The sequence below is a fragment of the Thioalkalivibrio sp. ALE16 genome, assembly GCF_000381305.1.
Classification (GTDB): Bacteria; Pseudomonadota; Gammaproteobacteria; order Ectothiorhodospirales; family Ectothiorhodospiraceae; genus Thioalkalivibrio.
On record NZ_KB906355.1, the window covers coordinates 46,864 to 70,077 of the forward strand.

The 23,214-nt window shown below is 65.8% G+C and carries 22 protein-coding genes and 1 other RNA gene; 14 read left to right on the forward strand and 9 right to left on the reverse strand.

The genetic code is table 11. The features are described 5' to 3' along the window. From F627_RS0102175 to F627_RS0102225, 11 genes are all read left to right on the forward strand, one after another. Window positions 1–2,691 carry a nitrate reductase gene (locus tag F627_RS0102175; RefSeq protein ID WP_019583131.1) on the forward strand — a complete coding sequence of 897 codons (2,691 nt, stop codon included), beginning with the start codon at window positions 1–3 and terminating at the stop codon, window positions 2,689–2,691. A 2-nt stretch (window positions 2,692–2,693) separates the two neighbouring features. Next, entirely contained in the window at window positions 2,694–4,160 is a 1,467-nt protein-coding gene (cysG, locus tag F627_RS0102180) for a siroheme synthase CysG (RefSeq protein ID WP_019583132.1), read from the forward strand. Continuing rightward, window positions 4,157–5,008: a uroporphyrinogen-III synthase gene (locus F627_RS0102185; protein ID WP_019583133.1), complete on the forward strand. Its 852-nt coding sequence runs from the start codon at window positions 4,157–4,159 to the stop codon at window positions 5,006–5,008. Before cysG ends, F627_RS0102185 begins: the two co-directional genes overlap by 4 nt. Window positions 5,009–5,066: 58 nt before the next feature. Continuing rightward, window positions 5,067–6,008: an aldo/keto reductase gene (locus F627_RS0102190; RefSeq protein ID WP_026331999.1), complete on the forward strand. Its 942-nt coding sequence runs from the start codon at window positions 5,067–5,069 to the stop codon at window positions 6,006–6,008. A gap of 102 nt (window positions 6,009–6,110) precedes the next feature. Continuing rightward, a complete protein-coding gene (locus F627_RS0102195) occupies window positions 6,111–6,770 on the forward strand; it encodes a DUF6064 family protein (protein WP_019583135.1) in 660 nt (219 codons plus the stop codon). Window positions 6,771–6,859: 89 nt separating this feature from the next. Beyond that, complete coding sequence (locus F627_RS0102200; RefSeq protein ID WP_019583136.1) at window positions 6,860–7,135, forward strand: cupin domain-containing protein; 276 nt, start codon at window positions 6,860–6,862, stop codon at window positions 7,133–7,135. 343 nt (window positions 7,136–7,478) lie between these two features. Continuing rightward, complete coding sequence (locus tag F627_RS0102205) at window positions 7,479–10,535, forward strand: type I restriction endonuclease subunit R (RefSeq protein ID WP_051081473.1); 3,057 nt, start codon at window positions 7,479–7,481, stop codon at window positions 10,533–10,535. A gap of 10 nt (window positions 10,536–10,545) precedes the next feature. Then, window positions 10,546–11,835: a restriction endonuclease subunit S gene (locus F627_RS0102210; protein ID WP_019583138.1), complete on the forward strand. Its 1,290-nt coding sequence runs from the start codon at window positions 10,546–10,548 to the stop codon at window positions 11,833–11,835. After that, window positions 11,832–12,971, forward strand: a complete 1,140-nt coding sequence (locus F627_RS0102215; RefSeq protein ID WP_019583139.1) for an AAA family ATPase — start codon at window positions 11,832–11,834, stop codon at window positions 12,969–12,971. Before F627_RS0102210 ends, F627_RS0102215 begins: the two co-directional genes overlap by 4 nt. Further along, window positions 12,968–14,593 (forward strand): type I restriction-modification system subunit M, encoded by a 1,626-nt coding sequence (locus F627_RS0102220; protein ID WP_019583140.1) that lies wholly within the window; start codon window positions 12,968–12,970, stop codon window positions 14,591–14,593. Before F627_RS0102215 ends, F627_RS0102220 begins: the two co-directional genes overlap by 4 nt. A gap of 63 nt (window positions 14,594–14,656) precedes the next feature. Continuing rightward, window positions 14,657–14,971, forward strand: coding sequence for a HigA family addiction module antitoxin (locus tag F627_RS0102225; RefSeq protein ID WP_051081474.1), 315 nt, complete (start codon window positions 14,657–14,659; stop codon window positions 14,969–14,971). A gap of 121 nt (window positions 14,972–15,092) precedes the next feature. Here F627_RS0102225 and F627_RS0102230 read toward each other — a convergent pair whose 3' ends face one another. From F627_RS0102230 to F627_RS0102250, 6 genes are all read right to left on the reverse strand, one after another. Then, window positions 15,093–15,770, reverse strand: a complete 678-nt coding sequence (locus tag F627_RS0102230; protein WP_018877993.1) for a glutathione S-transferase family protein — start codon at window positions 15,768–15,770, stop codon at window positions 15,093–15,095. Between the two features lie 4 nt (window positions 15,771–15,774). Beyond that, window positions 15,775–16,239 (reverse strand): EVE domain-containing protein, encoded by a 465-nt coding sequence (locus tag F627_RS0102235; protein WP_017941841.1) that lies wholly within the window; start codon window positions 16,237–16,239, stop codon window positions 15,775–15,777. A gap of 30 nt (window positions 16,240–16,269) precedes the next feature. Next, window positions 16,270–16,917 (reverse strand): 5-formyltetrahydrofolate cyclo-ligase, encoded by a 648-nt coding sequence (locus tag F627_RS0102240; RefSeq protein WP_019583142.1) that lies wholly within the window; start codon window positions 16,915–16,917, stop codon window positions 16,270–16,272. Between the two features lie 41 nt (window positions 16,918–16,958). Then, window positions 16,959–17,144, reverse strand: a non-coding RNA gene (gene ssrS, locus F627_RS16145) — 6S RNA. A gap of 81 nt (window positions 17,145–17,225) precedes the next feature. Then, window positions 17,226–17,663, reverse strand: a complete 438-nt coding sequence (locus F627_RS0102245) for a rhodanese-like domain-containing protein (RefSeq protein ID WP_019583143.1) — start codon at window positions 17,661–17,663, stop codon at window positions 17,226–17,228. Between the two features lie 50 nt (window positions 17,664–17,713). Further along, entirely contained in the window at window positions 17,714–18,223 is a 510-nt protein-coding gene (locus F627_RS0102250) for a heme-binding protein (RefSeq protein WP_018876950.1), read from the reverse strand. Window positions 18,224–18,372: 149 nt separating this feature from the next. Here F627_RS0102250 and aroC point away from each other — a divergent pair, with 149 nt between their 5' ends. From aroC to dapB, 3 genes are all read left to right on the forward strand, one after another. After that, complete coding sequence (gene aroC / locus F627_RS0102260; RefSeq protein WP_018866423.1) at window positions 18,373–19,476, forward strand: chorismate synthase; 1,104 nt, start codon at window positions 18,373–18,375, stop codon at window positions 19,474–19,476. A 45-nt stretch (window positions 19,477–19,521) separates the two neighbouring features. Beyond that, window positions 19,522–20,685 carry an MFS transporter gene (locus tag F627_RS0102265; RefSeq protein ID WP_019583144.1) on the forward strand — a complete coding sequence of 388 codons (1,164 nt, stop codon included), beginning with the start codon at window positions 19,522–19,524 and terminating at the stop codon, window positions 20,683–20,685. 95 nt (window positions 20,686–20,780) lie between these two features. Further along, complete coding sequence (dapB, locus tag F627_RS0102270; RefSeq protein ID WP_019583145.1) at window positions 20,781–21,575, forward strand: 4-hydroxy-tetrahydrodipicolinate reductase; 795 nt, start codon at window positions 20,781–20,783, stop codon at window positions 21,573–21,575. Window positions 21,576–21,864: 289 nt separating this feature from the next. Here the strand turns inward: dapB and F627_RS17300 are convergent, their stop codons facing one another. The 3 genes from F627_RS17300 to F627_RS0102280 all read right to left on the reverse strand — a co-directional run bounded on the left by F627_RS17300 (window position 21,865) and on the right by F627_RS0102280 (window position 23,117). After that, window positions 21,865–22,071 (reverse strand): hypothetical protein, encoded by a 207-nt coding sequence (locus F627_RS17300; protein WP_081602014.1) that lies wholly within the window; start codon window positions 22,069–22,071, stop codon window positions 21,865–21,867. 519 nt (window positions 22,072–22,590) lie between these two features. Beyond that, window positions 22,591–22,893 carry a cell division protein ZapA gene (locus F627_RS0102275; protein ID WP_018866426.1) on the reverse strand — a complete coding sequence of 101 codons (303 nt, stop codon included), beginning with the start codon at window positions 22,891–22,893 and terminating at the stop codon, window positions 22,591–22,593. After that, window positions 22,890–23,117 carry a cell division protein ZapB gene (locus F627_RS0102280; protein ID WP_024326430.1) on the reverse strand — a complete coding sequence of 76 codons (228 nt, stop codon included), beginning with the start codon at window positions 23,115–23,117 and terminating at the stop codon, window positions 22,890–22,892. The genes F627_RS0102275 and F627_RS0102280 overlap by 4 nt, the downstream gene beginning before the upstream one ends. Window positions 23,118–23,214 lie beyond the last annotated feature (97 nt).

Sequence of the window (23,214 nt, forward strand, 5' to 3'; positions counted from 1 at the left end):
ATGGCCACGGCTGAGTCGGTGACCCGCACGACCTGCCCCTATTGCGGGGTGGGCTGCGGCGTGGAGGTGACCGCGACGCCGGAAGGCGAGTTTCCGGTCGCGGTGCGCGGCGACCTCGCCCATCCGGCGAATGCCGGTCGCCTGTGCTCCAAGGGCGCGGCACTGGCGGAGACCCTCGATGACGAGGGCCGGCTGCTGCACCCGGAGATCGGCGGGCGGCGCGTCGACTGGGAGACCGCGCTGGATCATGTGGCGGACGGCTTTCGCGAGACCATCGCGGCATACGGGCCGGATGCGGTCGCCCTGTACGTCTCCGGGCAGATCCTGACCGAGGACTACTACGTCGCCAACAAGCTGATGAAGGGCTTCGTCGGCTCGGCCAATATCGACACCAACTCCCGGCTCTGCATGTCCACGGCCGTGGCCGCCCATACCCGCGCCTTCGGGGTGGATGGCGTGCCGGGGAGCTATACCGACCTCGAGCAGGCCGATCTGGTCGTGGTGACGGGCTCCAACATGGCCTGGGCCCACCCGGTCCTGTTCCAGCGCCTGCAGGCCGCCCGCGCGGCGCGGCCCGGGATGAAGCTGGTGGTGATCGACCCGCGGCGCACGGCCACCGCCCAGGCGGCCGACTTGCACCTGCCGCTGGCGCCGGGCACGGATGCCTGGCTGTTCAACGGCCTGCTGGACCACCTGCGCCGGGAGGATGCGCTGGACCCCGGCTTCCTGGAGCGCCACGTCGACGGCTTTGCCGATGCCCTGGCGGCCGCGCGGGCCTCCAGCCCGTCGATCGCCGCGACCGCCGAGGCCTGCGAGCTGGAGCCGGAGGCGGTGGCGACGTTCTTCCAGTGGTTTGCCCGTACCGAACGCACCGTGACCGCCTTCTGCCAGGGCATCAACCAGTCCGACAGCGGCGTGGACAAGGCCGGGACGATCCTCAACGTCCACCTGGCCACCGGCCGCATCGGGCGCCCGGGCATGGGCCCGTTCTCGCTGACCGGCCAGCCGAACGCGATGGGCGGGCGCGAGGTCGGCGGACTGGCCAGCCAGCTGGCCGCGCATATGGGCTTCGACGACGCGGCCCTGGACCGGGTCGGGCGTTTCTGGGGCGCGCCGAATCTCGCCCGCCAGCCGGGGCTGAAGGCGCTGGACCTGTTCCGCGCGGTCGAGTCGGGGCAGGTGAAGGCGGTCTGGATCATCGGCACCAATCCGCTGTTCAGCCTGCCCGAGGCCGCGCGCTTCGAGCAGGCCCTGGCCGAATGCCCGCTGGTCGTGGTCTCCGACTGCGTGCGCGAGACCGAGACCACGCGGGTGGCCGACGTCCTGCTGCCGGCGACCACCTGGGGCGAGAAGGACGGCACGGTAACCAACTCCGAGCGCCGCATCTCGCGCCAGCGCCCGTTCCGGGCGCCCCCGGGCGAGGCCCGCCACGACTGGTGGGCGCTGGCCCGAGTCGCGCAGCGGCTGGGTTTCGCCGACGCCTTTCCCTATACCCATCCGGGCGAGATCTTCCGCGAGCATGCGGCGCTGTCCGCCTTCGAGAACCACGGCACGCGCGACTTCGACATCGGCGCACTGGCCAGGCTGTCCGACGCCGAGTACGAGGCCCTGGAGCCGGTGCAGTGGCCGCTGCCGGCGGGGAGTCGGACGGGCGCCGAACACCTCTATGCCGATGGCCGTTTCTTCACCGCCAATGGCCGGGCGCGGCTCGCGGCCGTGACTCCGCAGGCCCCGACCGACCCCGTCGCTGCCGACTATCCGCTGCGCCTGAACACCGGCCGCATCCGCGACCAGTGGCACAGCATGACCCGTACGGGATGCACCCCGCGCTTGAGTGCGCATCAGCCGGAGCCGTTCGTCGAGATCCATCCGGTGGATGCCGGGCTGTTCCGGGTCCAGGCCGGCGATCTCGCCGAGGTGACCAGTCGCCACGGACGCCTGCTGGCGCGGGTACAGGTGAGCCGCGAGCAGCGCCCGGGCAGCGTGTTCGTGCCCATGCACTGGAGCCGGCCGATCGCGCGGCTCGCCCGGGTCGATGCGCTGGTGCCCGCGCATGTCGACCCGGTCTCCGGTCAGCCGGCGTTCAAGCACACGGCTGTGGCCGTGTGCCCGGCGGCGCTGGACTGGCACGGCTTCGTGCTGAGCCGCGAGCCGGTCGCTGCGCCCGCAGCCGACTATGCGGTCACCGCCCGTGGTCCCCGGCACCTGCGCATCGAACTGGCCGGGCGGGGCGCACCGCCCACGATGGATGCGTGGCGCGAACGCCTGGACGGGCCGGGGGAATGGCTGGAGTTCGCCGATCCCGCCGGGGGCCGCTACCGCGCCGCGCGGATCCACGAGGGCCGGCTCGCCTGCGTGCTGTTCGCGGGTCCCGACCGGGGCCTGCCCGAGCGCGAGTGGCTGGCGGGCCTGTTCGCGGCCGAGACCATCAGCGATACCGAGCGCATGGCGCTCCTGACCGGGCGACCGCCGAACGGGCAGGTCGCGCGCGGGCGCATGGTGTGTGCCTGCTTCGGCGTGGACGAGACGCGAATCCGAGCCGCGATCCGCGAGCAGGGGCTGGCCACCTGCGAGGCCGTGGGTGCGTCCCTCGAGGCGGGGACCAACTGCGGCTCCTGCCGACCCGAGATCCAGAACCTGTTGAACGAGGAAGCCGAGGCGCCCACGGACCCCGTGGCGCGGGAGGGATAAGCATGGAACACCTGCCGATTTATATGCAGTTGCACGGCCGCGAGGCCCTGGTCGTAGGGGCTGGTCCGGTGGCCACGCGCAAGGCGGCGCTGCTGCTGGAGGCCGGGGCGCGGGTGCGCCTGCGCTCCCCGGCGTACAGCGAGGCCGCCGAGCGCCTGCTGCGCGAACAACCGGGGTCGATCAGCCGCGATTCGGGGGTCTATGACACCGAATGCCTGGCGGGGGTGGCGATCGTGATCGCCGCCACCGACGACGCGGCGGTCAACCGCCAGGTCTCGGAGGACTGCATCGCGCGCTCGATCCCGGTGAACGTCGCCGACCAGCCCGAGCTGTGCAGCTTCATTCTGCCGGCCATCGTGGAGCGCGGGCCGCTGACCATCGCGATCGGCTCCGGTGGCCGCGCCCCGGTGCTGGTGCGCCTGCTGCGCGCGAAGATCGAGAGCCTGATCCCGGCCGGCTATGGCCGGCTGGCCGATCTCGCCGGGCGGCTGCGCGACCGGGTGCGCGCCCGTTTCGACCATGTGAACGCCCGGCGCGCCTTCTGGGAACGGGCCTTTGCCGGGCCGGCCACCGAGCTCGCCCTGGCCGGTCGCATGGACGCGGCCGAGGCGCGCCTGGAACAGGAACTGGCCGACGCGGCGGCTAGTACGCCGGGCGAGGTCTACCTGATCGGCGCCGGGCCGGGCGATCCCGACCTGCTGACCTTTCGCGCGCTGCGCCTGCTGCAGCAGGCGGATGTGGTCGTCTACGACCGGCTGGTGTCGTCCGAGGTGGTGAACCTGGCCCGGCGCGAGGCCGAGCGCTTCTATGTCGGCAAGGAGCGCGACCACCACTGCGTGCCGCAGGAGGAGATCAGCGCGCTGCTCTCCCGGCTGGCGCGCGAAGGCAAGCGCGTGGCGCGGCTGAAGGGCGGCGACCCGTTCGTGTTCGGCCGTGGCGGCGAGGAGCTGGACGTGCTGGCGCGCGACGGCGTGGCCTACCAGGTCGTCCCCGGCATTACCGCGGCCAGCGGCTGCGCCGCCTATGCGGGCATACCGCTGACCCACCGCGACCATGCCCAGTCGGTGCGGTTCATCACCGGCCATACCCGCGAAGGGCGGCTGGATGTGGACTGGTCGCAGTTGACCAGTACCCGCGAGACCCTGGTGTTTTATATGGGCCGCAAGGGGGTGGGCGAGATCTGCCGGGGGCTGAAGGGTGCCGGCCGCGCCGGACAGACCCCGGCGGCGATCATCGAGAACGGCACCACCGCCCGCCAGCGCGTGGTCAGCGGCACGCTGGATACCCTGGCCGCGCGTGCCGAGCGCGAGCAGGTGGGTTCGCCCAGCCTGATCGTGATCGGCGAGGTGGCGGCCTGCCACGCGCGTCTGGCCTGGTTCCAGCCGGATGCCGGGGCCTCCACGGTGTTCCCGCAGCCGATGCCGATGTCGGGGCCGGGGCCGCGGGCCGCGGCGGCGAGCGCGGCGTGACGGCCGCATCCGTCCTGCCGGAGGCGGCGGCCAGTGGCCTTGCGGGTCGCCGCGTGGCCCTGCCGGAGAGCCGGGCGCTGGAGGTCTTCGCCGGTCTGCTGGAGCGGCGCGGGGCCGAGGTCTGGCGCTGCCCACTGATCGCGATCCACGACAGCCCCGACCGCACGGCGATCGAGGCCTGGTTGCACAGGGCGATCGAGGCCCCGTTCGATCGCCTGATCTTCCTGACCGGCGAGGGCTTTACCCGCCTGACCGGTTTTGCCCGGAGTGCCGAACGCGAGGACGCCTGGCTGGCGGCCGTGGCGCGGACGCCGACCCTGGTGCGCGGCCCCAAGCCCGGCCGGGCGATGAAGCCTTTCGGCGTGCGGCCGGATGCGATCGCGGCCGCACCGACGACCGAGGGCATCATCGAAACCCTTTCCGGGCAGCCTCTGGCCGGGCAGCGCATCGGGGTGCAGCTCTACGGCGCGGAACCCAACCGCCGCCTGCTCGGGTTCCTGGAGCAGGCGGGCGCCGAAGTCTTTCCCGTCTGGCCCTATCGCTATGCGGACGCCGCCGAGACCGGGCGCGTGAGCGGGCTGATCGAGGCCCTGATCGCGGGGGAGGTGGATGCGATCGCCTTCACCAGCCAGGCCCAGGTCCGGCGCCTGCTGCACGTCGCCCGCGACGCGGGGCGCGAGGACGCGCTGCTGGCAGCGCTCGGCCGCACCGTCGTCGCCGCGATCGGCCCGGTGGTGGCCGACGAGCTGCGCGCCCACGGGGTGCACCCGACGGTGGTCCCCGAGAGCCGCTACTTCATGAAGCCCCTGGTCTCGGCGCTCACCCGGCATCTGCGGGCGGCTGCGTAGGGAACTTGTGACCCGGGCGAATGGCCCACGAATTGAACCCCCTGCGTTGATCCGGGCCATGAAACCAACGTCCACACGGCGTTCGCGCCGATCCTTCCTGCGCTGGATGGCCGGCTCTGCCCTGGTGGTCGGGGCGGGCTGGCCGGTCGTCGCGGGCGCCTCCGAAGGCCGTGAACCGCAGCGCAAGCCGATCCCGTCGTCCGGGGAACGCATCCCGGTGATCGGCATGGGGACCTGGATTACCTTCAACGTGCCGGAGGACCCGGAGGCGCTGGCGGTGCGCACGCGCATCCTCGACACCTTCATCCGTCGCGGCGGCGGAATGATCGACTCCTCCCCGATGTACGGCCGCGCCGAGGCGGTGGTGGGCCACGGGCTGCGCGAGCTGGGGCATCCGGAAGGTGCCTTCGCGGCCACCAAGGTCTGGACGCGCAGCACCGCTACCGGGCGCGAGCAGCACGCGAAATCCCGGGAGCTGTGGGGCGTCGACACCCTCGACCTGCAGCAGGTGCACAACCTGCAGAACTGGGAGGCCCACCTGGAGACGCTGCGCGAGCGTCGCACGGCGGGGGAGCTGCGCTATATCGGCGTGACCACCTCGCACGGACGCCGCCACGACGAGCTGGAGCGTATCCTGCGGCGCGAGGATCTGGACTTCGTGCAGCTGACCTACAACATCCTCGACCGCGAGGCGGAACAGCGCCTGTTGCCCATGGCACGGGAGCGCGGGGTCGCGGTGATCGCCAACCGGCCGTTTCGGCGCAAGGCGCTGATCAATCAGTTCGAGGGTCATCCTCTGCCGGACTGGGCGGCGGAGATCGAATGCGCGAACTGGCCGCAGTTCCTGCTCAAGTTCATCGTCTCGCACCCGGACGTCACCTGCGCGATCCCGGCGACCTCGGTCGTGGCGCACATGGAGGAGAACATGGGCGCGCTGTACGGCCCGCTTCCGGATGCCGATATGCGCAGCCGCATGGTCGCCTACGTCGGCGACCTGTAGGAGGCCAGCCCTCTGGCCGATGGTTCTTGTCGCACGCCGAATCGGCCAGAGGGCTGGCCTCCTACAGTAATGATTTTCAACCCATGGATACGGGGTAGATAAATGCTGCCGTTTGACGGACCCACCTGGCTGGCGATTCTCGACCAGTACAACCAGGCGATCTGGCCGCTGCATGGGATGGCGGCCTTGTTCGTGCTGGTATCGATTGCGATGGCGTTTTTCAGTGGGCGTTTCGCGGGTCGCGCGATCGGACTGTTGATGGGCGTGCTGTGGGTCTGGATCGGACTGACGTTCTTTGGTGGTTCGCTGGCGCCGTATCACTTCGCCGCCCATTGGCTGGCTGGGGTGTTCGTGGCGCAGGGGGTGATGATGGTGTTCGCCCTGACGGTGATGGGGCGCGGTGCCTTCGCCTGGCCCGGCGGATGGGCGGGTTTATTGGCCGTTGTACTGATGTTTTACGCAGTCGTCGCCTATCCCCTGGTTGGACTCGCGCTGGTGGATACTTCCTGGTCGCAACTGTCGTATGTGGGGGTGGCGCCGGGCCCGACCATGTTGCTGACCCTGGGGTTGTTGCTGCTCGGATACCCGCGACCGCCGCTGATCCTGGCGATCATCCCGTGTCTCTGGGCGCTGGTCACCGGCTACATGGCCTGGGAACTGGGGATGCCCCTCGATTACATATCGGCCGGACTCGGCATTGTGGCTTTCGTGCTGCTGGTTGTGCGCCGTTTCCGGCGCGAGGAGAGGCGGCTGTTTCGATAGCCCGGATTGCCCGGGCTGGCCGATGACGCAGCGAGACGGTAGGGTCTTGCGCGATTCCCAATACGACGCAGCGCAACGCAGGAGGCGCCATGTCCATCGAAGTCATGCATCGACCCGATCACGACCACCTGGAGCGGCTGGGGGTGTTCGACTGGCCGGTGTGGGAGAAGGAGGTCTCGACCTTCCCCTGGCACTACGACGAGCGCGAGGTCTGCTACATCCTGGAGGGTCAGGTGACGGTGACCCCGGACGACGGTGGCGAGCCCGTCACCGTGGGCGAGGGCGATCTGGTGACCTTCCCCGAGGGCATGGGCTGCACCTGGGAGATCCACCGCGACATCCGCAAGCACTACCGCTTCGGCTGAGGCCGCGATCTTCCGACTGAGGTGAGCCGTGTAACATTGCGGGTCCAGTTCAAGTGCTTCAGGAACAGGAGAGCGGGGTCGGGCCTCGTTAAGTTGCGGAAACCTAGAGGAAATGGCCGGGCCGGGTAGGCGGATTAAGGGCTTGAATGCGCGATTTACGCGGCCAGAGTTGCCTTCCGCTTGGCCGGTGTGCGGGCAAAACGCAAGGTCTGCCTCCCCCCTATACCTTCGCGCTGGGACACATCACGCCGGTGGAGACCCTCAAGGCCTGGCAGCATGAATCCCCGATTGTTTTCGAAAACGTGTATATCACAAGGCGAGATCTGCCACATAGGACTTCTTTATGAGCCCATCTGACTTCACCTATGATCGTCCGGCAACACCAAGGCCTCAGGGTGTCCGCGAGGTGGACCTTGAAACTGCATTTATCGACAAACTGGGCGGCCTGAAGTACACGATTCGGTCTGACATTCATGATCGGGCCGCCCTTGAAGCGAACTTTCGCGAGAAGTTCGAGGCGCTCAACCGGGTCAGACTCACCGACGGCGAGTACGAGCGTCTGCTCGACGAGATCGTCACACCCGATGTCTTCACCGCCGCCCGGACGCTGCGCGAGATCAACGGCTTTACCCGGGATGACGGCACGCCGCTCAACTACACCCTGGTCAACATCAAGGACTGGTGCAAGAACACCTTCGAGGTGGTTACCCAGCTCCGGATCAATACGGACTACAGTCACCACCGTTACGACGTGCTGCTCCTGATCAACGGGGTCCCCGCCGTCCAGATCGAGCTGAAATCCCTCGGTATCAGCCCCCGCCGCGCGATGCAGCAGATCGTCGATTACAAAAATGATCCCGGCAACGGTTACACGCGTACGCTGCTGTGCTTTGTGCAGCTGTTTGTCGTGAGCAACCGGACGGATACCTGGTACTTCACGAACAACAACACCCGTCACTTCGCCTTCAACGCCGAAGAGCGGTTCCTTCCGATCTACCAGTTCGCGGCCGAGGACAACACCAAGATCACGCACCTCGATGACTTCGCCGATGCGTTTCTCGCCAAGTGCACGCTTGGCGACATGATCAGCCGCTACACCGTGCTGGTCGCCAGCGAGCAGAAGCTGATGATGATGCGGCCCTACCAGATCTATGCCGTGGATCGCATCGTGAGGTGTATCGAGGAGAACAGCGGCAACGGCTATATCTGGCACACCACCGGCAGCGGCAAGACGCTCACATCCTTCAAGGCGTCTACGCTCCTCAAGGACAATCCCGACATCCACAAATGCCTGTTTGTCGTCGACCGCAAGGACCTGGACCGCCAGACCCGCGAGGAATTCAACCGCTTCCAGGAGGGCTGCGTCGAAGAGAACACCAACACGGCTACGCTCGTGCGCCGGCTACTCTCCGACGACTACAGCGACAAGGTTATCGTCACCACGATCCAGAAACTCGGCCTTGCCCTGGATGAACAGGGCAAGCGCAACCGGAATCGCCAAGAACGGGGCCAGGCCACCTACTCGGACCTTCTCGAACCGCTCCGCGATAAGCGCATGGCCATCATCTTTGACGAATGCCACCGCTCGCAGTTTGGCGATACGCACCAGACCATCAAGGACTTCTTCCCGAGGGGGCAGCTCTTCGGGTTCACCGGCACGCCCATCTTCGAGCAGAACGCCACCGTCAAGCAGATCGACGACGATATTCAGACGCTCAAGACCACCGAGGACGTCTTCCAGCAGGAACTCCACGCCTACACCATCACCCACGCCATCGAAGACCGCAACGTCCTGCGTTTCCACGTGGACTACTTCAAGCCAGACGGCGAAAACCCTCCCAAACCGGGTGATACGCTGACCAAGCGGGCCGTCGTGGATGCCATCCTCTACAAGCACAATGCTGCCACCGCGGGGCGGCGCTTCAATGCACTGCTTGCCACATCGAGCATCAACGACGCGATCGCCTATTACGAAATGTTCAATGAGGTGCAGGCTGAGCGGCAGGCCGAGAATCCCGATTTTGAGCCACTCAAAGTCACTGCCATTTTTTCGCCGCCCGCAGATGGCAACGCCGACGTCCGTCAGCTCCAGGAGGACCTGCCCCAGGAAAAGGCAGACAACGCCACCGAGCCGGACAAGAAGAAGGCCGCGCTCAAACAGATCATCGATGACTACAACACCCGCTATGGCACCAACCACTCGGTGGCTGAGTTCGACGCCTACTACAAGGACGTTCAGCAGCGCATCAAGGACCAGCAGCACCCCAACGCCGATCTGCCGGAAAAAGGCGCGGAGAAGATCGACATCACCATCGTCGTCGACATGCTGCTGACCGGCTTCGACTCGAAGTACCTGAATACCCTCTACGTCGACAAGAACCTGAAGCACCACGGCCTGATCCAGGCCTTCAGTCGCACCAACCGCATTCTCAATGCGAGCAAGCCCTACGGCCACATCCTCGACTTCCGTGGCCAGCAGGCCAATGTCGATGAAGCCATCGCGCTGTTCTCCGGCGCCCAGGCCGATACGGCCCGCGAAATCTGGCTGGTGGACAAGGCGCCGAAGGTCATCGAACAATTCAAGCAGGCCAGGGCCGACCTGGACGAGTTCCTCACCTCCCAGGGCCTCGAGCCCAAACCGGAGGCCATCGCCAACCTCAAGGGCGACGACGCCCGCGCCCAGTTCATCAACCGTTTCAGGGAGGTCCAGCGCTTTCAGACCCAGCTCGACCAGTACACAGACCTCACCGACGAGCAGAAGCAGGCCATCGAGCAGACGCTGCCCAAGGACGAGCTGCGCAGCTACCGCGGGGTCTATCTCGAAACCGCCCAGCGCCTGCGAGAGCAGCGCGAGAAACCGGGGGGCTCGGAGAGCCCTGCGGTCGATCAGCTCGACTTCGAGTTCGTCCTCTTCGCATCGGCAACCATCGACTACGACTACATCACGAACCTGATCGCGCGCTTCACCGATCAGGACCCGAAGAAGCTCAAGATCAGCCGCGAGCAGCTCATCGGTCTGATCGAGTCGGATGCCAAGTTTCTTGATGAACGCGAGGAAATCGCCGATTACGTCCGCTCACTGGAAACCGGCAAGCCACTCGATGAGAACCAGGTCAGGGCTGGCTACAAGAAGTTCAGGGCTGAAAAGCAGGGGCAGGAAATTCGCGACCTCGCCGACAAGCACGGACTGCCCGCGAAGGCGTTGACCGAATTCGTGGACGGCATCCTGCACCGGATGATTTTCGATGGTGAGCAGCTCGTTGACCTGCTCGCGCCGCTGGATTTGGGCTGGCGCGAACGGACCCGCCGCGAACTCGCCCTTATGGAAGACCTTGTGCCGCTGCTGAAGAGACGTGCCGGTGGGCGGGCGATTTCGGGATTGAGTGCTTATGAGCAATGAGGCGACACGTGTGAGCAAGAAGGGCAAAGAACATGCGCTTGTGCCTCGGGTGCGGTTTCCGGAGTTTCGGGATGGTGACGCTTGGCAGTCGCTGCAACTAACTGAACTCTATAGGTTCAAGCGAACAAACACGCTCTCGCGCGACAAGCTCAACTACGAAGGCGGAACGGTCAAGAATATCCATTACGGTGATATTCACACTAAGTTCCAAACGCGTTTTCGTGTAGGTGGCGAGTATGTGCCATACGTGGATCCTGATGTGCCTGTTGATTCGTTCAACGACAATGCTTTTTGCGAAGAGGGCGATATCGTATTAGCGGATGCTTCTGAAGACCTGAATGATGTCGGGAAGGCGATTGAGATCGTGTCTCTGGATGGCCAACAAGTCGTAGCTGGAACCCACACCATTCTCGCTACGCGCCACGGGGCCGAACCAGTTGTCGGTTTCGGCGGATATTTGTTTCAGTCCGCTGTAGTTCGAGCCGGGATTCAAAAGCAAGCTCAGGGTGCGAAGGTCTACGGTGTATCCGCCAATCGCATTTCGACGATTCCGGTTCCACTTCCACCAACACCTGCCGAGCAGCGGAAGATCGCCGACTGTCTGGGTTCGCTGGATGATCTGATTGCGGCGGAGGGGCGGAAGCTGGCGGCGCTCCGGAATCACAAGAAAGGGCTGATGCAACAGCTCTTCCCCCGCGAAGGCGAAAACCGCCCCCGCCTGCGGTTTCCGGAGTTTCGGGATGCGGGGGAGTGGGATCGTTTCCTATTGGCACGACTCGAGGATGAACGGCGCCTCGAACTAGGAAGGGGCAAGGTCATCTCGCACGACGACATGCGTGCGAACCCCGGGCCCCATCCTGTGTACTCCTCCTCCGTCATCGACAGCGGTCTCATGGGTACATACGGCGATTACCTGTTCGATGAAGAGTTGATTTCGTGGTCGGTCGATGGCGGCGGACACTTCTTCTATCGCCCCAAGCACAAGTTCTCGATAACAAACGTTTCTGGATTCATGCGCGTGCTGAGTGACGATATCGTTTGTCAATTTTTGGCCTATCAGTTGCAGCGGCTGCACGCATCAGAGACGTTCAACTACGTGCAGAAGGCGCACCCGAGTGTCATCCGCACCCTGTATGCCGTTGGCCTTCCCAATCCGTCCGAACAACACCGCATCGCCGAATGCCTCTCCACCCTCGACGCGATGATCGCGGGGCAGGTGGAGAAGCTCGATGCCCTGCGCACCCACAAGCGCGGCCTGATGCAGCAGCTCTTCCCCTCGCCGGAGGAAGCCGAGGCATGACTGTTCAGCCCTTCACGGGTTTGCCCGCACTCGCCCAGCACCTGCGCGATGAGCTGGATAACAAGAAGTTCATCCTGCTCTATGCCTACAACGGCGTGGGCAAGACGCGCTTGTCAACGGAGTTCAAGAATCTCGGTAAGGACGCTGACGATGAGGACAAGCGCGATACGCTCTACTTCAACGCTTTCACGGAAGACCTGTTTTCGTGGGACAACGACCTGGATAATGACGCCGAGCGTGTCCTGAAGATCAACGCCGAATCTCGCTTCTTCTCCGGGCTCGACCAAATGGAGATGGACAACCGCATCCGCCCATTGCTCGACCGCTACGCCGATTTCGACTTTCGCATCGACACCGATAAATGGGAGGTGAGCTTCTCGCGCGAGGTTCCGGACGACGATGGCCATCGCACTGAGGACGGCATCAAGGTGTCGCGGGGTGAAGAAAACATCTTCATCTGGTGCTTCTTTCTCGCCATTGTCCAGCTCGTTCTGGATGACGACGGCAGTGGTCCCTATGGCTGGGTCAAGTACATCTACATCGATGATCCGATTTCGTCGCTGGACGACCAGAACGCGGTGGCCGTGGCAACGCACCTGGCCAGACTTCTCAAGGCCCCGGAAAGCCAACTGAAGACAATGATCTCCACGCACCACGCCCTGTTCTTCAACGTGCTGTGCAACGAGATCAAGCGGAAGAAGAACCGGCGCGACCGGTTCTTCCTCGCGCGTGATCGCTCGTCGCCCGGGTACATCCTCCGTGATACCGGCGACACGCCGTTCTTTTATCATGTGGCAGCACTGACCGAGTTGTACGAGGCGGAACGAAGCGGCGAGCTATACACGCACCACTTCAACATGCTTCGGGCAATCCTGGAAAAGACGGCCGGTTTCCACGGTTACGATAACTTTTCCGCTTGTATCAGACAGGGCGACGATGATCTGGACGGCGTGTTGCACGCGCGGTTGGTCAACATCCTCAGCCACGGCAATTATTCGCTCTATGAGCCACGGGAGATGCTGGAAGAGAACAAGGACTACTTCCGCAGGATTCTCCACGACTTCATCGAGCGTTACCCCTTTAACCCGGCGCTGTTCCCCAGCGAAGCGCCTGCGGAAGCGAGCAGCACTTCATGACCAAAAACGACCAACAAAAACTCGGCAAGATACTCTGGAAGATCGCGGACGACCTGCGCGGGTCGATGAATGCCGACGACTTCCGCGATTACATGCTCGCGTTCCTGTTTCTGCGCTACCTTTCGGACAATTACGAGGCCGCGGCGCAGAGGGAGCTCGGTAGGGATTATCCGGACCCCGACACGGTCGAGAACGGCGGGCGCACGCCCCTGTCCGTTTGGTATGAGGGGAACCCGGATGACATTGATGCCTTCGAAAAGCAGATGCGCCGCAAGGCGCACTACGTCATCGATCCGATGTATCTGTGGGCGAACATCGCCTACCTCGCCCGGACGCACAGCAAGGAGCTACTGGACACGCTACAGGCTGGCTTCAAGCACATCGAGAATGAGTCATTCGCCAGCACCTTCGCGGGCCTTTTCTCCGAGATCAACCTCGGCTCCGACAAGCTCGGCAAGACCTACGCCGATCGCAACGCCAAGCTCTGCACGATCATCACGCGGATCGCGGAAGGCCTTGCCGAGTTCTCCACCGATTCCGATACCCTCGGCGACGCCTATGAATACCTGCTGGATCAGTTCGCGGCCGGCTCGGGCAAGAAGGCGGGCGAGTTCTATACGCCGCAGAGGATTTCCGACATTCTCTCCGGCATCGTCACCCTCGATAGCCAGTCGCCGGAGACGGGCCCGCGGCCCAAGCTGGCCAGCGTCTATGATTTCGCCTGCGGCTCGGGATCGCTGTTGCTGAACGTGCGGCGCCGCATGGTCGAAGCCGGCGGCACGATCGGCAAGATCTACGGCCAGGAATACAACATCACCACCTACAACCTCGCGCGGATGAACATGCTGCTGCACGGGGTAAAGGACACCGAGTTCGAGATCTACCACGGCGACACCCTCAAGAACGAATGGGACTGGCTGCGCGAGACCAACCCGGCCAAGAAGCCCAGGTTCGATGCCGTCGTCGCCAATCCGCCCTTCAGCTACCGCTGGACTCCGCGCGACGAAGCCAGCGAGGACATGCGCTTCAAGAATCACGGCGTCGCGCCGAAGTCGGCGGCCGACTTCGCCTTCCTGCTGCATGGGTTCCACTACCTCAAGGATGACGGCGTGATGGCGATCATCCTGCCGCACGGCGTGCTGTTTCGCGGCGGGGCGGAAGCGCGCATCCGCAAAAAGCTGCTTGAAGACGGGCACATCGACACGGTGATCGGCCTGCCGGCGAATCTGTTCTATTCCACGGGCATTCCGGTCTGCATCCTCGTCCTGAAGAAGTGCAAGCAGCCGGATGACGTGCTGTTCATCAACGCCGAGAAGCACTTCGAGAAGGGCAAGCGGCAGAACTATCTCACGCCCGAGTACATCGAAAAGATCATCGACACCTACCAGCACCGCCGAGAGGAGGATCGCTATGCGCGGTGTGTTGGGACGGAGGAGATCGAGGCCAATGACTGGAACCTGAACATTTCCCGCTACGTCAGCACTGCCGAACAGGAGCCGGAGATCAAGTTGGCAGAGGTGCATCGGGACCTGGTATCCATTGAGGATGACATCCAGGTGTCAGCGACAAAACACAACGCGTTTCTCAAAGAACTCGGCCTTCCGCCACTACCAGGCCACTAACAGTGATCAAGTCGACCCTGGCGGGACGCCAGGTTTCATTACCAGAGGGCTTGCTGATGGATTATGAAGACGACTACTGAGCGTCTGGAAAATACGTTGAGGAGGAACCCGCCCCACCCAGGGCGGATCCTGCGCCGCCGTGTGCTGCCCGGGCTGGGGCTTTCGGTGACGGAGTTTGCGCAGCATCTGGGGATGTCCCGCAACGCGGTCTCGCGTGTCCTGAACGAACATGCCGCGATCTCGCCGGACTTTGCCGTGCGCCTCGAGAGCGGCGGCATCGGCGAGGCGCGTCACTGGCTCACGATGCAGACGAACTATGACCTGGCCCGAGCCGCGTCGCGGGACGAGAATCATATCCGGCGCTTTGCAGCGGCTTGATGGGTGCTGTTCCTTTCGTCGAGTAAGCAAGCAGCCCGGTGGGGGCGCGCTTGCGCGCGAATCCGGGGCCTTGGCTGGCGCCTGACGCCGGTTCGCGGCCAAGGCCGCTCCCACACGGCCTTTAGCGGGCGAGCCAGTGGGTGTCGAGGGGGGTGTTGAAGGTCTCCTCGACGCGGCGCAGGTAGTAGAGCATGTCGACCGGCAGGTTGATGCCGTCGTGCATCTGCAGGGGGTAGAGGTCGGCGGCGATCACGCAGTCGGCGATGGACGGGTGGCCGAGGTAGAAGCGACTGGCGGCCAGGTGTTTGGCCAGTTCCGGCAGGTGGCTGAGCTTGGCGAGCTGGTTGTAGCCGTCGTAGCGGTCGTTGGCCAGTTCTTCCAGCGACATGCCGAAGCGGTGCTGTACCTGAGCCTTGAAGTCGGCCAGGGCCTCGGCGCTCTCGCCGATGCCGTGAAAGCCCGGTGCCAGCGGGGCGTAGAGGCGGTCCAGTACGATCTCCACCTTGGCGCGCCAGTCCACCAGGGCCTGCCAGGCGTCCTCGGCGATCACGCCGTCGGACAGCGGTTCGCCGGTCGGGAACAGGCGGTCGATGTCGCGCAGCGCGGCGAGCGTGTCGGTGACCAGGGTGCCGTCATCCATCTGCAGGATCGGCGACTGGCGCGCCACGCCCAGCTCGAAGAAAGTCTCGTCGTCGAACCAGTCCAGCGCGCGGGTTTCGAGCTCCACACCCTTGTAGCCACAGGCCAGGCGAAGGCGGTCGGCCTTGGCGTCGTGCGGGAAGTGGTAGAGCGTGGCCACGGGGCTATTTCCCGCGCTGGGCGTGGCTCAGGATGAAGTCCCACTGGTCCTGGGTGATGGGCATGACCGACAGGCGGTTGCCGCGGCGCACCAGCGGGCAGTCCTCGAGCTGCGGCTGCTGCTTCAGCCAATCGAGGGTGATGATATCGCCGAATTTTTCCTCGAAGGCGACGTCGACGCGCAGCCAGCGCGGGTTGTCCGGGTCGCTCTTGGGGTCGTAGTGCGGGTCTTCGGGGTCGAAGGCGCAGGAGTCCGGGTAGGCCTCTTTCTCGATACGCAGGATACCGACGATGCCCGGTGGCTTGGCGTTGGAGTGGTAGAAGAAGGCGAGATCCCCCTTCTTCATCTCGTCGCGCATCATGTTGCGCACCTGGTAGTTGCGGATGCCGTCCCAGGGCTCCACGCCGACGCGCTCCAGGTCGTCGATGCTGAACTCGTCGGGCTCGGACTTCATCAGCCAGTAGGCCATGCGGGCTCCTCGTGCCAAGTGAGGGGGTGGTCAGGTGTGCGTATTGTGCCGCGCGCGGTCCGGCAGCGCATGCCAGCCCTGCTCGGTGACGACGCCATCCAGCGGGACATCCCAGGGCTGGGCGGGCAGTGCCGCTACGCTCTGCAGCGAGTGGGCTACGCCGATCAGCTTCGGCCGGCCGATGCCGAAGCGGCGCCGGGCGAAGTAGCGGTCGTAGTAGCCCGCCCCCATGCCCATGCGGTTGCCAGCCGTGTCGAAGGCCACCAACGGCATCAGTACCACCTGCATCTCGCGGCGCCAGATGCGCGGGGCATCGGGGCAGGGTTCGGCGATGCCGAAGCCGTTGTGGCACAGCGCATCCCCGGGCCCCCAGGCATGGAAGTGCATGCGGCCGGGGCGTTTGTCGTCCATCACCGGCAGGGCAACGCGGGTGCCGCGTCCGGCCAGGGCGACGGTCAGCGGTGTCAGGTCGACCTCGCCGCGCAGGCCCCGGTAGGCGCCGACGCAGCGCGGCTGCCAGCGCTCGAACCAGCGCAGCAGGTGTTCGCAGATGGCGGCGGAGTGCTGGTCAAGCTGGGCGTCCGACAGCGCGGCGCGGGCGCGGCGCAGGCGCAGGCGCAGGGCGCGCAGATCGTCGGGCGATAGCGAATCGTGAACGGAGTCGGTTTCCGCTGGCATAGAGGGATCGGTATGGAGAGACGGGATCAAAAGGAAGTGGACGCGCCCCGCGGGCGCCGGCGTGACCTTTGACCTTGAACCTGAGGTTCAGGTGGGAGAAGTCTCCGAATCTTTAGGCTTTCCGCTCGAAGACGGACCTGCACAGCGAAACGGAAGTACTCGGTCCCGTGGTGAAGAATTAAGGCTCAAGGGTACCACCGGGCCACAATCGAACGCCGCAGCGACGCGTCCGGCTCCATTATGGACCAATCGCCCCGGGGTGCGCGCAACCCCCGTGACAGTGGGGGATCCACGGGGATATGAGTGCTTCAGCACTGCTCCCAGGGCAGGCCGTGGTAGCGCCAGCCGCCGCGGGTGGAGCGCTGGTGATGTTCGTCCAGCGGGCCCTCGAAGCCTTCCTCTACCGAAAAGACATGTTCGATGCCGGCATCCACCAGGGCCTGGCCGGCATCCAGCGTGCGCTTGCCGCTGCGGCAGATCAGGTACAGGGCCGGGGCTTCGTCGCTGTGGTCGCTGACGCCGCCCAGCAGCAGCTTGCGGACCTGGGGCACGAACTGCGGGTTCACCGTCCAGTCCGGTTCGTCGATCCAGGGGATGTGGACCGAACCGGTCGGATGGCCGACGAACAGGTATTCCATGGTCGAGCGGATGTCGATCAGCAGGTCCCGTGGGCGTGCCTGCAGCCGCTCGTAGGTCTCCACCGGCGAGATGCGAATGGGGGTTCGGGACGAGTTATCTGGGGGCATGGTCTCGATCCGGCTATCGGGGTGGGCGCCGTCCCTGGCGCCCGAGTGGACTACATCACGAAGTCGAGACGTTCCTGGACCCGGTCGATCCCGGCTTGCGCGCATTCCTCGTCGAGGTCGCCGCCCGGCGCCCCGGAGACGCCCACCGCACCCAGCATGCTGCCGGCCGCTTCGACGGGTAAGCCACCGGCCAGCATGATGATGCCGTCCACGTGGTTCATCTCCATGCGGATGTCTTCGCGGTTGTCGCGGAAGTTGGCGGAGGTAGTGCCGGACATGGTGACGGCGCGGGCCTTGTCGCCGGCGATCTGGATGGTCTGCACGCCCGCCATGCGATCGCGCAGGACCACCTGGTCGTTGCCGGCCCGGTCGACCACAACGACCGAGGTCTGGTACCCCATGTCGCGGCAGGCCTCGACGGCGCCCATGGCGATGTCATTGGCCAGCTCCAGGGTCATGAAGCGCTGGGTGTAGACGTCATCGGCCTGGGCGCTGCTGGCCAGGCCCAGGCAGAGGGCGGCAACGGCGCCGGTGGCGAGTCGGGTCAGGGATTTCGGCATGGTGTCCTCCTTTTGTGGTCTTGGATGCTGCACACCGATCATGGCAGATAGGGGACGGGGTTGCCGAGGGCTGCATTCCACAGGCTGCCGACCGGCCGCCGGGTGGGGGAACAGGCGACAGCCGCGCCGCCCGCGGCTACACTACGCGCATGTCGGGAAACAGCTTTGGGCGACTGTTCGTCGTCAGTACCTTTGGTGAGAGTCACGGGCCGGCCCTGGGCGCGGTGGTGGACGGTTGTCCGCCCGGTCTGGAGCTGTGCGAGGCGGATCTGCAGTTCGACCTTGATCGCCGCCGGCCGGGGCAGTCGCGCCACACTACCCAGCGGCGCGAGCCGGATCAGGTGCGCATCCTCTCGGGTGTGTTCGAGGGCCGCACCACCGGCACGCCGATCGGGCTGCTGATCGAGAACGTCGATCAGCGTTCCAAGGACTACAGCGAGATCATGGATCGCTTCCGTCCCGGGCATGCGGACTACACCTACCATCAGAAATACGGCGTGCGCGACTATCGCGGTGGCGGGCGCAGCTCCGCGCGCGAGACGGCGCTGCGGGTTGCGGCCGGCGGCATCGCCCGGCGCTACCTTGAACAGCGCTACGGCATCACCATCCGCGGCTGGCTGTCCCAGCTGGGCCCGATCGCGCTGGAGGCGAAGCAGCCGGAGATCGCCAACGACAACCCGTTCTTCTCCCCGGACCCGGACAAGGTGCCGGAGCTGGAGGAGTACATGGACGCCCTGCGCAAGTCGGGCGACTCCATCGGCGCGCGGGTCACCGTCGAGGCCACCGGCGTGCCGGCCGGCTGGGGCGAGCCGGTATTCGACCGCCTGGATGCCGAGCTGGCGCATGCGCTGATGAGTATCAATGCGGTGAAGGGCGTGGAGATCGGCGCGGGCTTTGAGTCCGTGACCCAGCGCGGCACCGAGCACCGTGACGAGATCACCCCCGAGGGTTTCCTCTCCAACCACGCCGGCGGCGTGCTGGGCGGGATCAGCACCGGCCAGGCGGTGCGCGCCAGCATCGCGATGAAGCCGACCTCCAGCATCCGTCTGCCCGGGCGCAGCATCAACACCGCGGGCGAGCCGGTGGAGGTGGTGACCAAGGGGCGGCACGACCCCTGCGTGGGCATCCGCGCGACCCCGATCGCCGAGGCGATGATGGCCCTGGTGCTGATGGATCACGCTCTGCGCCATCGCGGGCAGAACGCCGACGTGGCGGATACGGGCCTCGCACTGCGCGATCATTCCGGCGAATGACGCGGCCGTCCGGCCGTAGTCTCCTGAACCGCTAGGGCCCCTGCAATGGCCGTGACGCAGAACGCGCGCCTGTCCGGGGTCTATTTCTTCTACTTCGCCAGCCTCGGTGCGTTCATGCCGTTCTGGGGGCCGTATCTCTCCGAGGAGGGGTTCAGCGGCGCCCAGATCGGCGAGCTGATGGCGATCGTGCTGGCGACCAAGATCATCGCCCCGAACGTCTGGGGCTGGCTGGCCGACCGTGCTGGCGCGCACATGCCGATCGCGCGCTGGGGCGCGCTGGGCGGGGCGGTGGCCTTCACCGGCGTGCTGCTGTACACCGGCTACTGGTGGCTGGCGGTGGTGATGGCCGCCTACAGCTTCTTCTGGAACGCGATCCTGCCGCAGTTCGAGGCCACCACCATGCGCTCGCTGGGGCAGGATGCGCATCGTTACGCCCTGGTCCGGCTGTGGGGCTCGGTCGGCTTTATCGTCGCGGTTGCGGTGCTGGGCTGGGCCTTCGACCGGATTGCCGTGGCCTGGCTGCCGTGGATCGTGCTGGCGGTGCTGATCGCGGTGGTGGCGGCTTCGCAGTTCGTGCGCGAGCCGGTGCGCAACCATGAGGAAGACAACAACGCCCCGCCGCTGCTGACCGTGCTCCGCCGTCCGGAGGTGATCGCGCTGTTCGTGGCCTGCTTCTTCATGCAGGCCAGCCACGGGCCGTACTACGCCTTCTTCACCCTGTACCTGGAAGAGGCCGGGTTCTCGCGCTCGGTGGCCGGGCAGCTGTGGGCGCTGGGGGTGGCGGCCGAGGTGGTGCTGTTCCTGCTGATGCCGCGCCTGATCCTGCGCTTCGGTGCGTGGATGCTGGTCTCCGCGGCGCTGGTGCTGACCACCCTGCGCTGGGGGCTGCTGGCGGCGGTCCCGGATTCCTTGGTGATGCTGCTGTTCATTCAGATCCTGCATGCGGCCAGCTACGGGGTGTACCACGCGGCGGCGATCTCGCTGATCCACTATTTCTTCCCGGGCCGGCTGCAGGGGCGCGGGCAGGCGCTGTACTCGTCGCTGGCCTTCGGGCTCGGCGGGGCGATGGGCTCGCTGGTGGCCGGCTACCTGTGGGACGGCATCAGCCCGGCCTCGGTGTACGTGTTCGCCGCGTTCCTGGCCGCCGCTGGCGTGATCGCCTCGGTGTACGGGGAATGGCGCTTCCGCACGCCGGTGCGCACCCTCTGAATCGACCGAGTGAGGGTGGCCCCACTGGCGCGCACGGTCGAAGCTTCGTAGGGTGCGCGTAACCCGATGGATCGATAGCACTGGATGGAACAAAGATGATTCGAATTGCGATTGCGGGCGCCGGCGGGCGCATGGGCCAGAACCTGGTGCAGGCGGTGGACGAGCACCCCGATGCCCGGCTGGGCGCGGCCAGTGAACGCCCCGGCAGCGAGGCGATCGGCGGGACCGTCGGTCAGGAGGGGCAGGTGCGCCTGGTCGAGGACCTGGCGACTGTTACCGATGACTTCGACGTCCTGATCGACTTCACCGCGCCGCAGGCGACCATGCAGCACCTCGATCTGTGCGCGCGCGCCGGCAAGGCGTTGGTGATCGGAACCACCGGTCTCGACGCGGAGCAGGAACAGCGCCTGCGTAGTGCAGCGGAATCCCTGCCGATCGTCTATGCCCCGAACATGAGCGTCGGGGTCAACCTGACCTTCAAGCTCGTGGAGCTGGCCGCGCGGGCGCTGGGTGACAGTGTGGACGTGGAGATCCTGGAGGCCCACCACCGGCACAAGGTCGATGCGCCCTCCGGTACCGCGCTGAAGCTGGGGCGTGTGGTCGCGGAGACGCTGGGACGGGACCTGGAGCACGATGCCGTGTATGGCCGCGAGGGCCAGACCGGGGCGCGTGACCGTCGTACCATTGGCTTCGCCACGGTACGTGGTGGCGACATCGTGGGGGAACACACGACGCTGTTCGCGGGCGATGGCGAGCGCGTGGAGATCACCCACAAGGCCTCCAGCCGGACCGTGTTTGCCTCCGGAGCGGTGCGGGCGGCGGTCTGGCTGGCGGGCGCCGGCAACGGGCTGTTCGATATGCAGGATGTGTTGGGGTTGCGGGACCTCTAGCCGGCGCGGCGCCGCCTGGCTGTTTTACGGGCGCAGCATTCTTTGTCGTCCGGGTTTCAGGGGCTTCGTCCGGCCGCCTGCCGGGTGATGGCTGGTCCTGGTTCGGCATTCGGTGTTTACGGGGGCTCCGGTCCACGTACTGCCCGGCGCTGACTCGCCAGCGCGCCGCGAGGTACTTTCTTGCTTGCCCAAGAAAGTACCCAAAGAAGGGCACCCGGATTTCGCCCGGGAACCTCGCTCCGGACGTGCTGGGCCGGCGGCGCTGAACTCGCTGCGCCTGCGGCTCCGCTCAGACATCCAGCGCCTTCTCCCGGCCCATCACGCCCTCCGCGAGGGGCTCCATACGGGAGGTGAAAGTCAAAACCGACCGTATCCCCACGCTTCTGCCTAACCATAGGCATCGCCGCCCGCAGGCCCCCGGCGCCCGCTCTGCGGGCGCGGCACGCAACGGCCGAAGGCCGAGCGTGCCGAAGATCCTCGAAGACCTAGCCATCATCCATTAGCAATATCGTCGGAACGGCCGTTGTTTGGACCTTCCTCCCCGTTGTCGTCGCGCCGAGTGGAGAGGGTTTTCGCGGGATTCAAGGCGCTGGATGTCTGAGCGGAGCCGCAGGCGCAGCGAGTTCAGCGCCGCCCGCGAAAACCCTCGGAGCGAGGGAAACCCCGGCCCGCGCAGCGGGCCGGGGTCGCGGCAGTCGGGCGTGTTTCTTGGTGACTTCTTTGCACGAGCAAAGAAGTCACTCGGGGCGCGCTGGCGAGTCAGCGCATGGCAGGCGGCCGGCCGAAGGCACGTAAACACCAGAGGACGAACCAGGCCTAGCCAAAAATCGGCAGGTTGCGGACCGAAGGCACCCTAAACACCGGAGGACGAACCAGGACCAGCCACCACCAGGCAGGCGGCAGACCAAAGCCACCGAAAACACCGGATGACGAATATGGGGTAGCGGGTGGAGGGCTGTCCTTGGGCCGGGCATGCCCGGGAGAAAGGGAGGGCGGCGGGGCGCCGCCGATGGCGCTAGCGCGACGAGCCCAGGGTTTGTTCGATGCGGTCGGCGAGGGCGACCAGCCGCGCCGAACTGCCGGCGGAGTCGCCACCGGCCTTCTGCTGCTGGCATTCCAGCAGCTCGTGCGCCAGATTCAGCGCCACCATCACCGCGATCCGCTCGGCGCCGACCACGCGCCCGCCATCACGCAGTTCCCGCATGCGCTCGTCAATCAGCGACGCGGAGGCAAACAGATCGGCGCGCTCGTCGGGCGGGCAGGCGATCTGGTACTCCTTGCCCATGATGGAGACGCGGACGGGTTCGGATTGGCTCATTCGCTGTGCTCCATCGAGCGCAGGCGCGCGATCATGTTCTCGACCCGGTGGCGCGCCTGCTCATTGCGCTCCTTGAAGGCCGCGCGCTCGCCCTTGAGCTGGCGGACCTGCTCCTGCAGGAGGTGGTTTTCCTCGCGCAGGGCCGCGTGCTCCTCCAGCAGGCGCGTGATTGCGGCCTCCAGGCGTTCGGTCGGGTCGATCGCGGAATCGTCGTTCGGCTGCATGGCCTCGGTCCCGGTTGGCAGGCGGCCTTCGCCGCAGGGCGTGTGATCCATGGAGTCTAGGAGGGCTTCGCGCGAAGCGTCAACTTGGGTCATCTTC

What these genes read in the sequence shown, in the direction of transcription:
- F627_RS0102175 (WP_019583131.1), top strand. Translation starts at nt 1, where the DNA reads ATGGCCACGGCTGAGTCGGTGACCCGCACGACCTGCCCCTATTGCGGG.
- cysG (WP_019583132.1), top strand. Translation starts at nt 2,694, where the DNA reads ATGGAACACCTGCCGATTTATATGCAGTTGCACGGCCGCGAGGCCCTG.
- F627_RS0102190 (WP_026331999.1), top strand. Translation starts at nt 5,067, where the DNA reads ATGAAACCAACGTCCACACGGCGTTCGCGCCGATCCTTCCTGCGCTGG.
- F627_RS0102195 (WP_019583135.1), top strand. Translation starts at nt 6,111, where the DNA reads ATGCTGCCGTTTGACGGACCCACCTGGCTGGCGATTCTCGACCAGTAC.
- F627_RS0102200 (WP_019583136.1), top strand. Translation starts at nt 6,860, where the DNA reads ATGTCCATCGAAGTCATGCATCGACCCGATCACGACCACCTGGAGCGG.
- F627_RS0102205 (WP_051081473.1), top strand. Translation starts at nt 7,479, where the DNA reads ATGAGCCCATCTGACTTCACCTATGATCGTCCGGCAACACCAAGGCCT.
- F627_RS0102215 (WP_019583139.1), top strand. Translation starts at nt 11,832, where the DNA reads ATGACTGTTCAGCCCTTCACGGGTTTGCCCGCACTCGCCCAGCACCTG.
- F627_RS0102220 (WP_019583140.1), top strand. Translation starts at nt 12,968, where the DNA reads ATGACCAAAAACGACCAACAAAAACTCGGCAAGATACTCTGGAAGATC.
- F627_RS0102225 (WP_051081474.1), top strand. Translation starts at nt 14,657, where the DNA reads ATGAAGACGACTACTGAGCGTCTGGAAAATACGTTGAGGAGGAACCCG.
- F627_RS0102235 (WP_017941841.1), bottom strand. Translation starts at nt 16,239, where the DNA reads ATGGCCTACTGGCTGATGAAGTCCGAGCCCGACGAGTTCAGCATCGAC.
- F627_RS0102240 (WP_019583142.1), bottom strand. Translation starts at nt 16,917, where the DNA reads ATGCCAGCGGAAACCGACTCCGTTCACGATTCGCTATCGCCCGACGAT.
- F627_RS0102245 (WP_019583143.1), bottom strand. Translation starts at nt 17,663, where the DNA reads ATGCCCCCAGATAACTCGTCCCGAACCCCCATTCGCATCTCGCCGGTG.
- F627_RS0102250 (WP_018876950.1), bottom strand. Translation starts at nt 18,223, where the DNA reads ATGCCGAAATCCCTGACCCGACTCGCCACCGGCGCCGTTGCCGCCCTC.
- aroC (WP_018866423.1), top strand. Translation starts at nt 18,373, where the DNA reads ATGTCGGGAAACAGCTTTGGGCGACTGTTCGTCGTCAGTACCTTTGGT.
- F627_RS0102265 (WP_019583144.1), top strand. Translation starts at nt 19,522, where the DNA reads ATGGCCGTGACGCAGAACGCGCGCCTGTCCGGGGTCTATTTCTTCTAC.
- dapB (WP_019583145.1), top strand. Translation starts at nt 20,781, where the DNA reads ATGATTCGAATTGCGATTGCGGGCGCCGGCGGGCGCATGGGCCAGAAC.
- F627_RS17300 (WP_081602014.1), bottom strand. Translation starts at nt 22,071, where the DNA reads ATGATGGCTAGGTCTTCGAGGATCTTCGGCACGCTCGGCCTTCGGCCG.
- F627_RS0102275 (WP_018866426.1), bottom strand. Translation starts at nt 22,893, where the DNA reads ATGAGCCAATCCGAACCCGTCCGCGTCTCCATCATGGGCAAGGAGTAC.
- F627_RS0102280 (WP_024326430.1), bottom strand. Translation starts at nt 23,117, where the DNA reads ATGCAGCCGAACGACGATTCCGCGATCGACCCGACCGAACGCCTGGAG.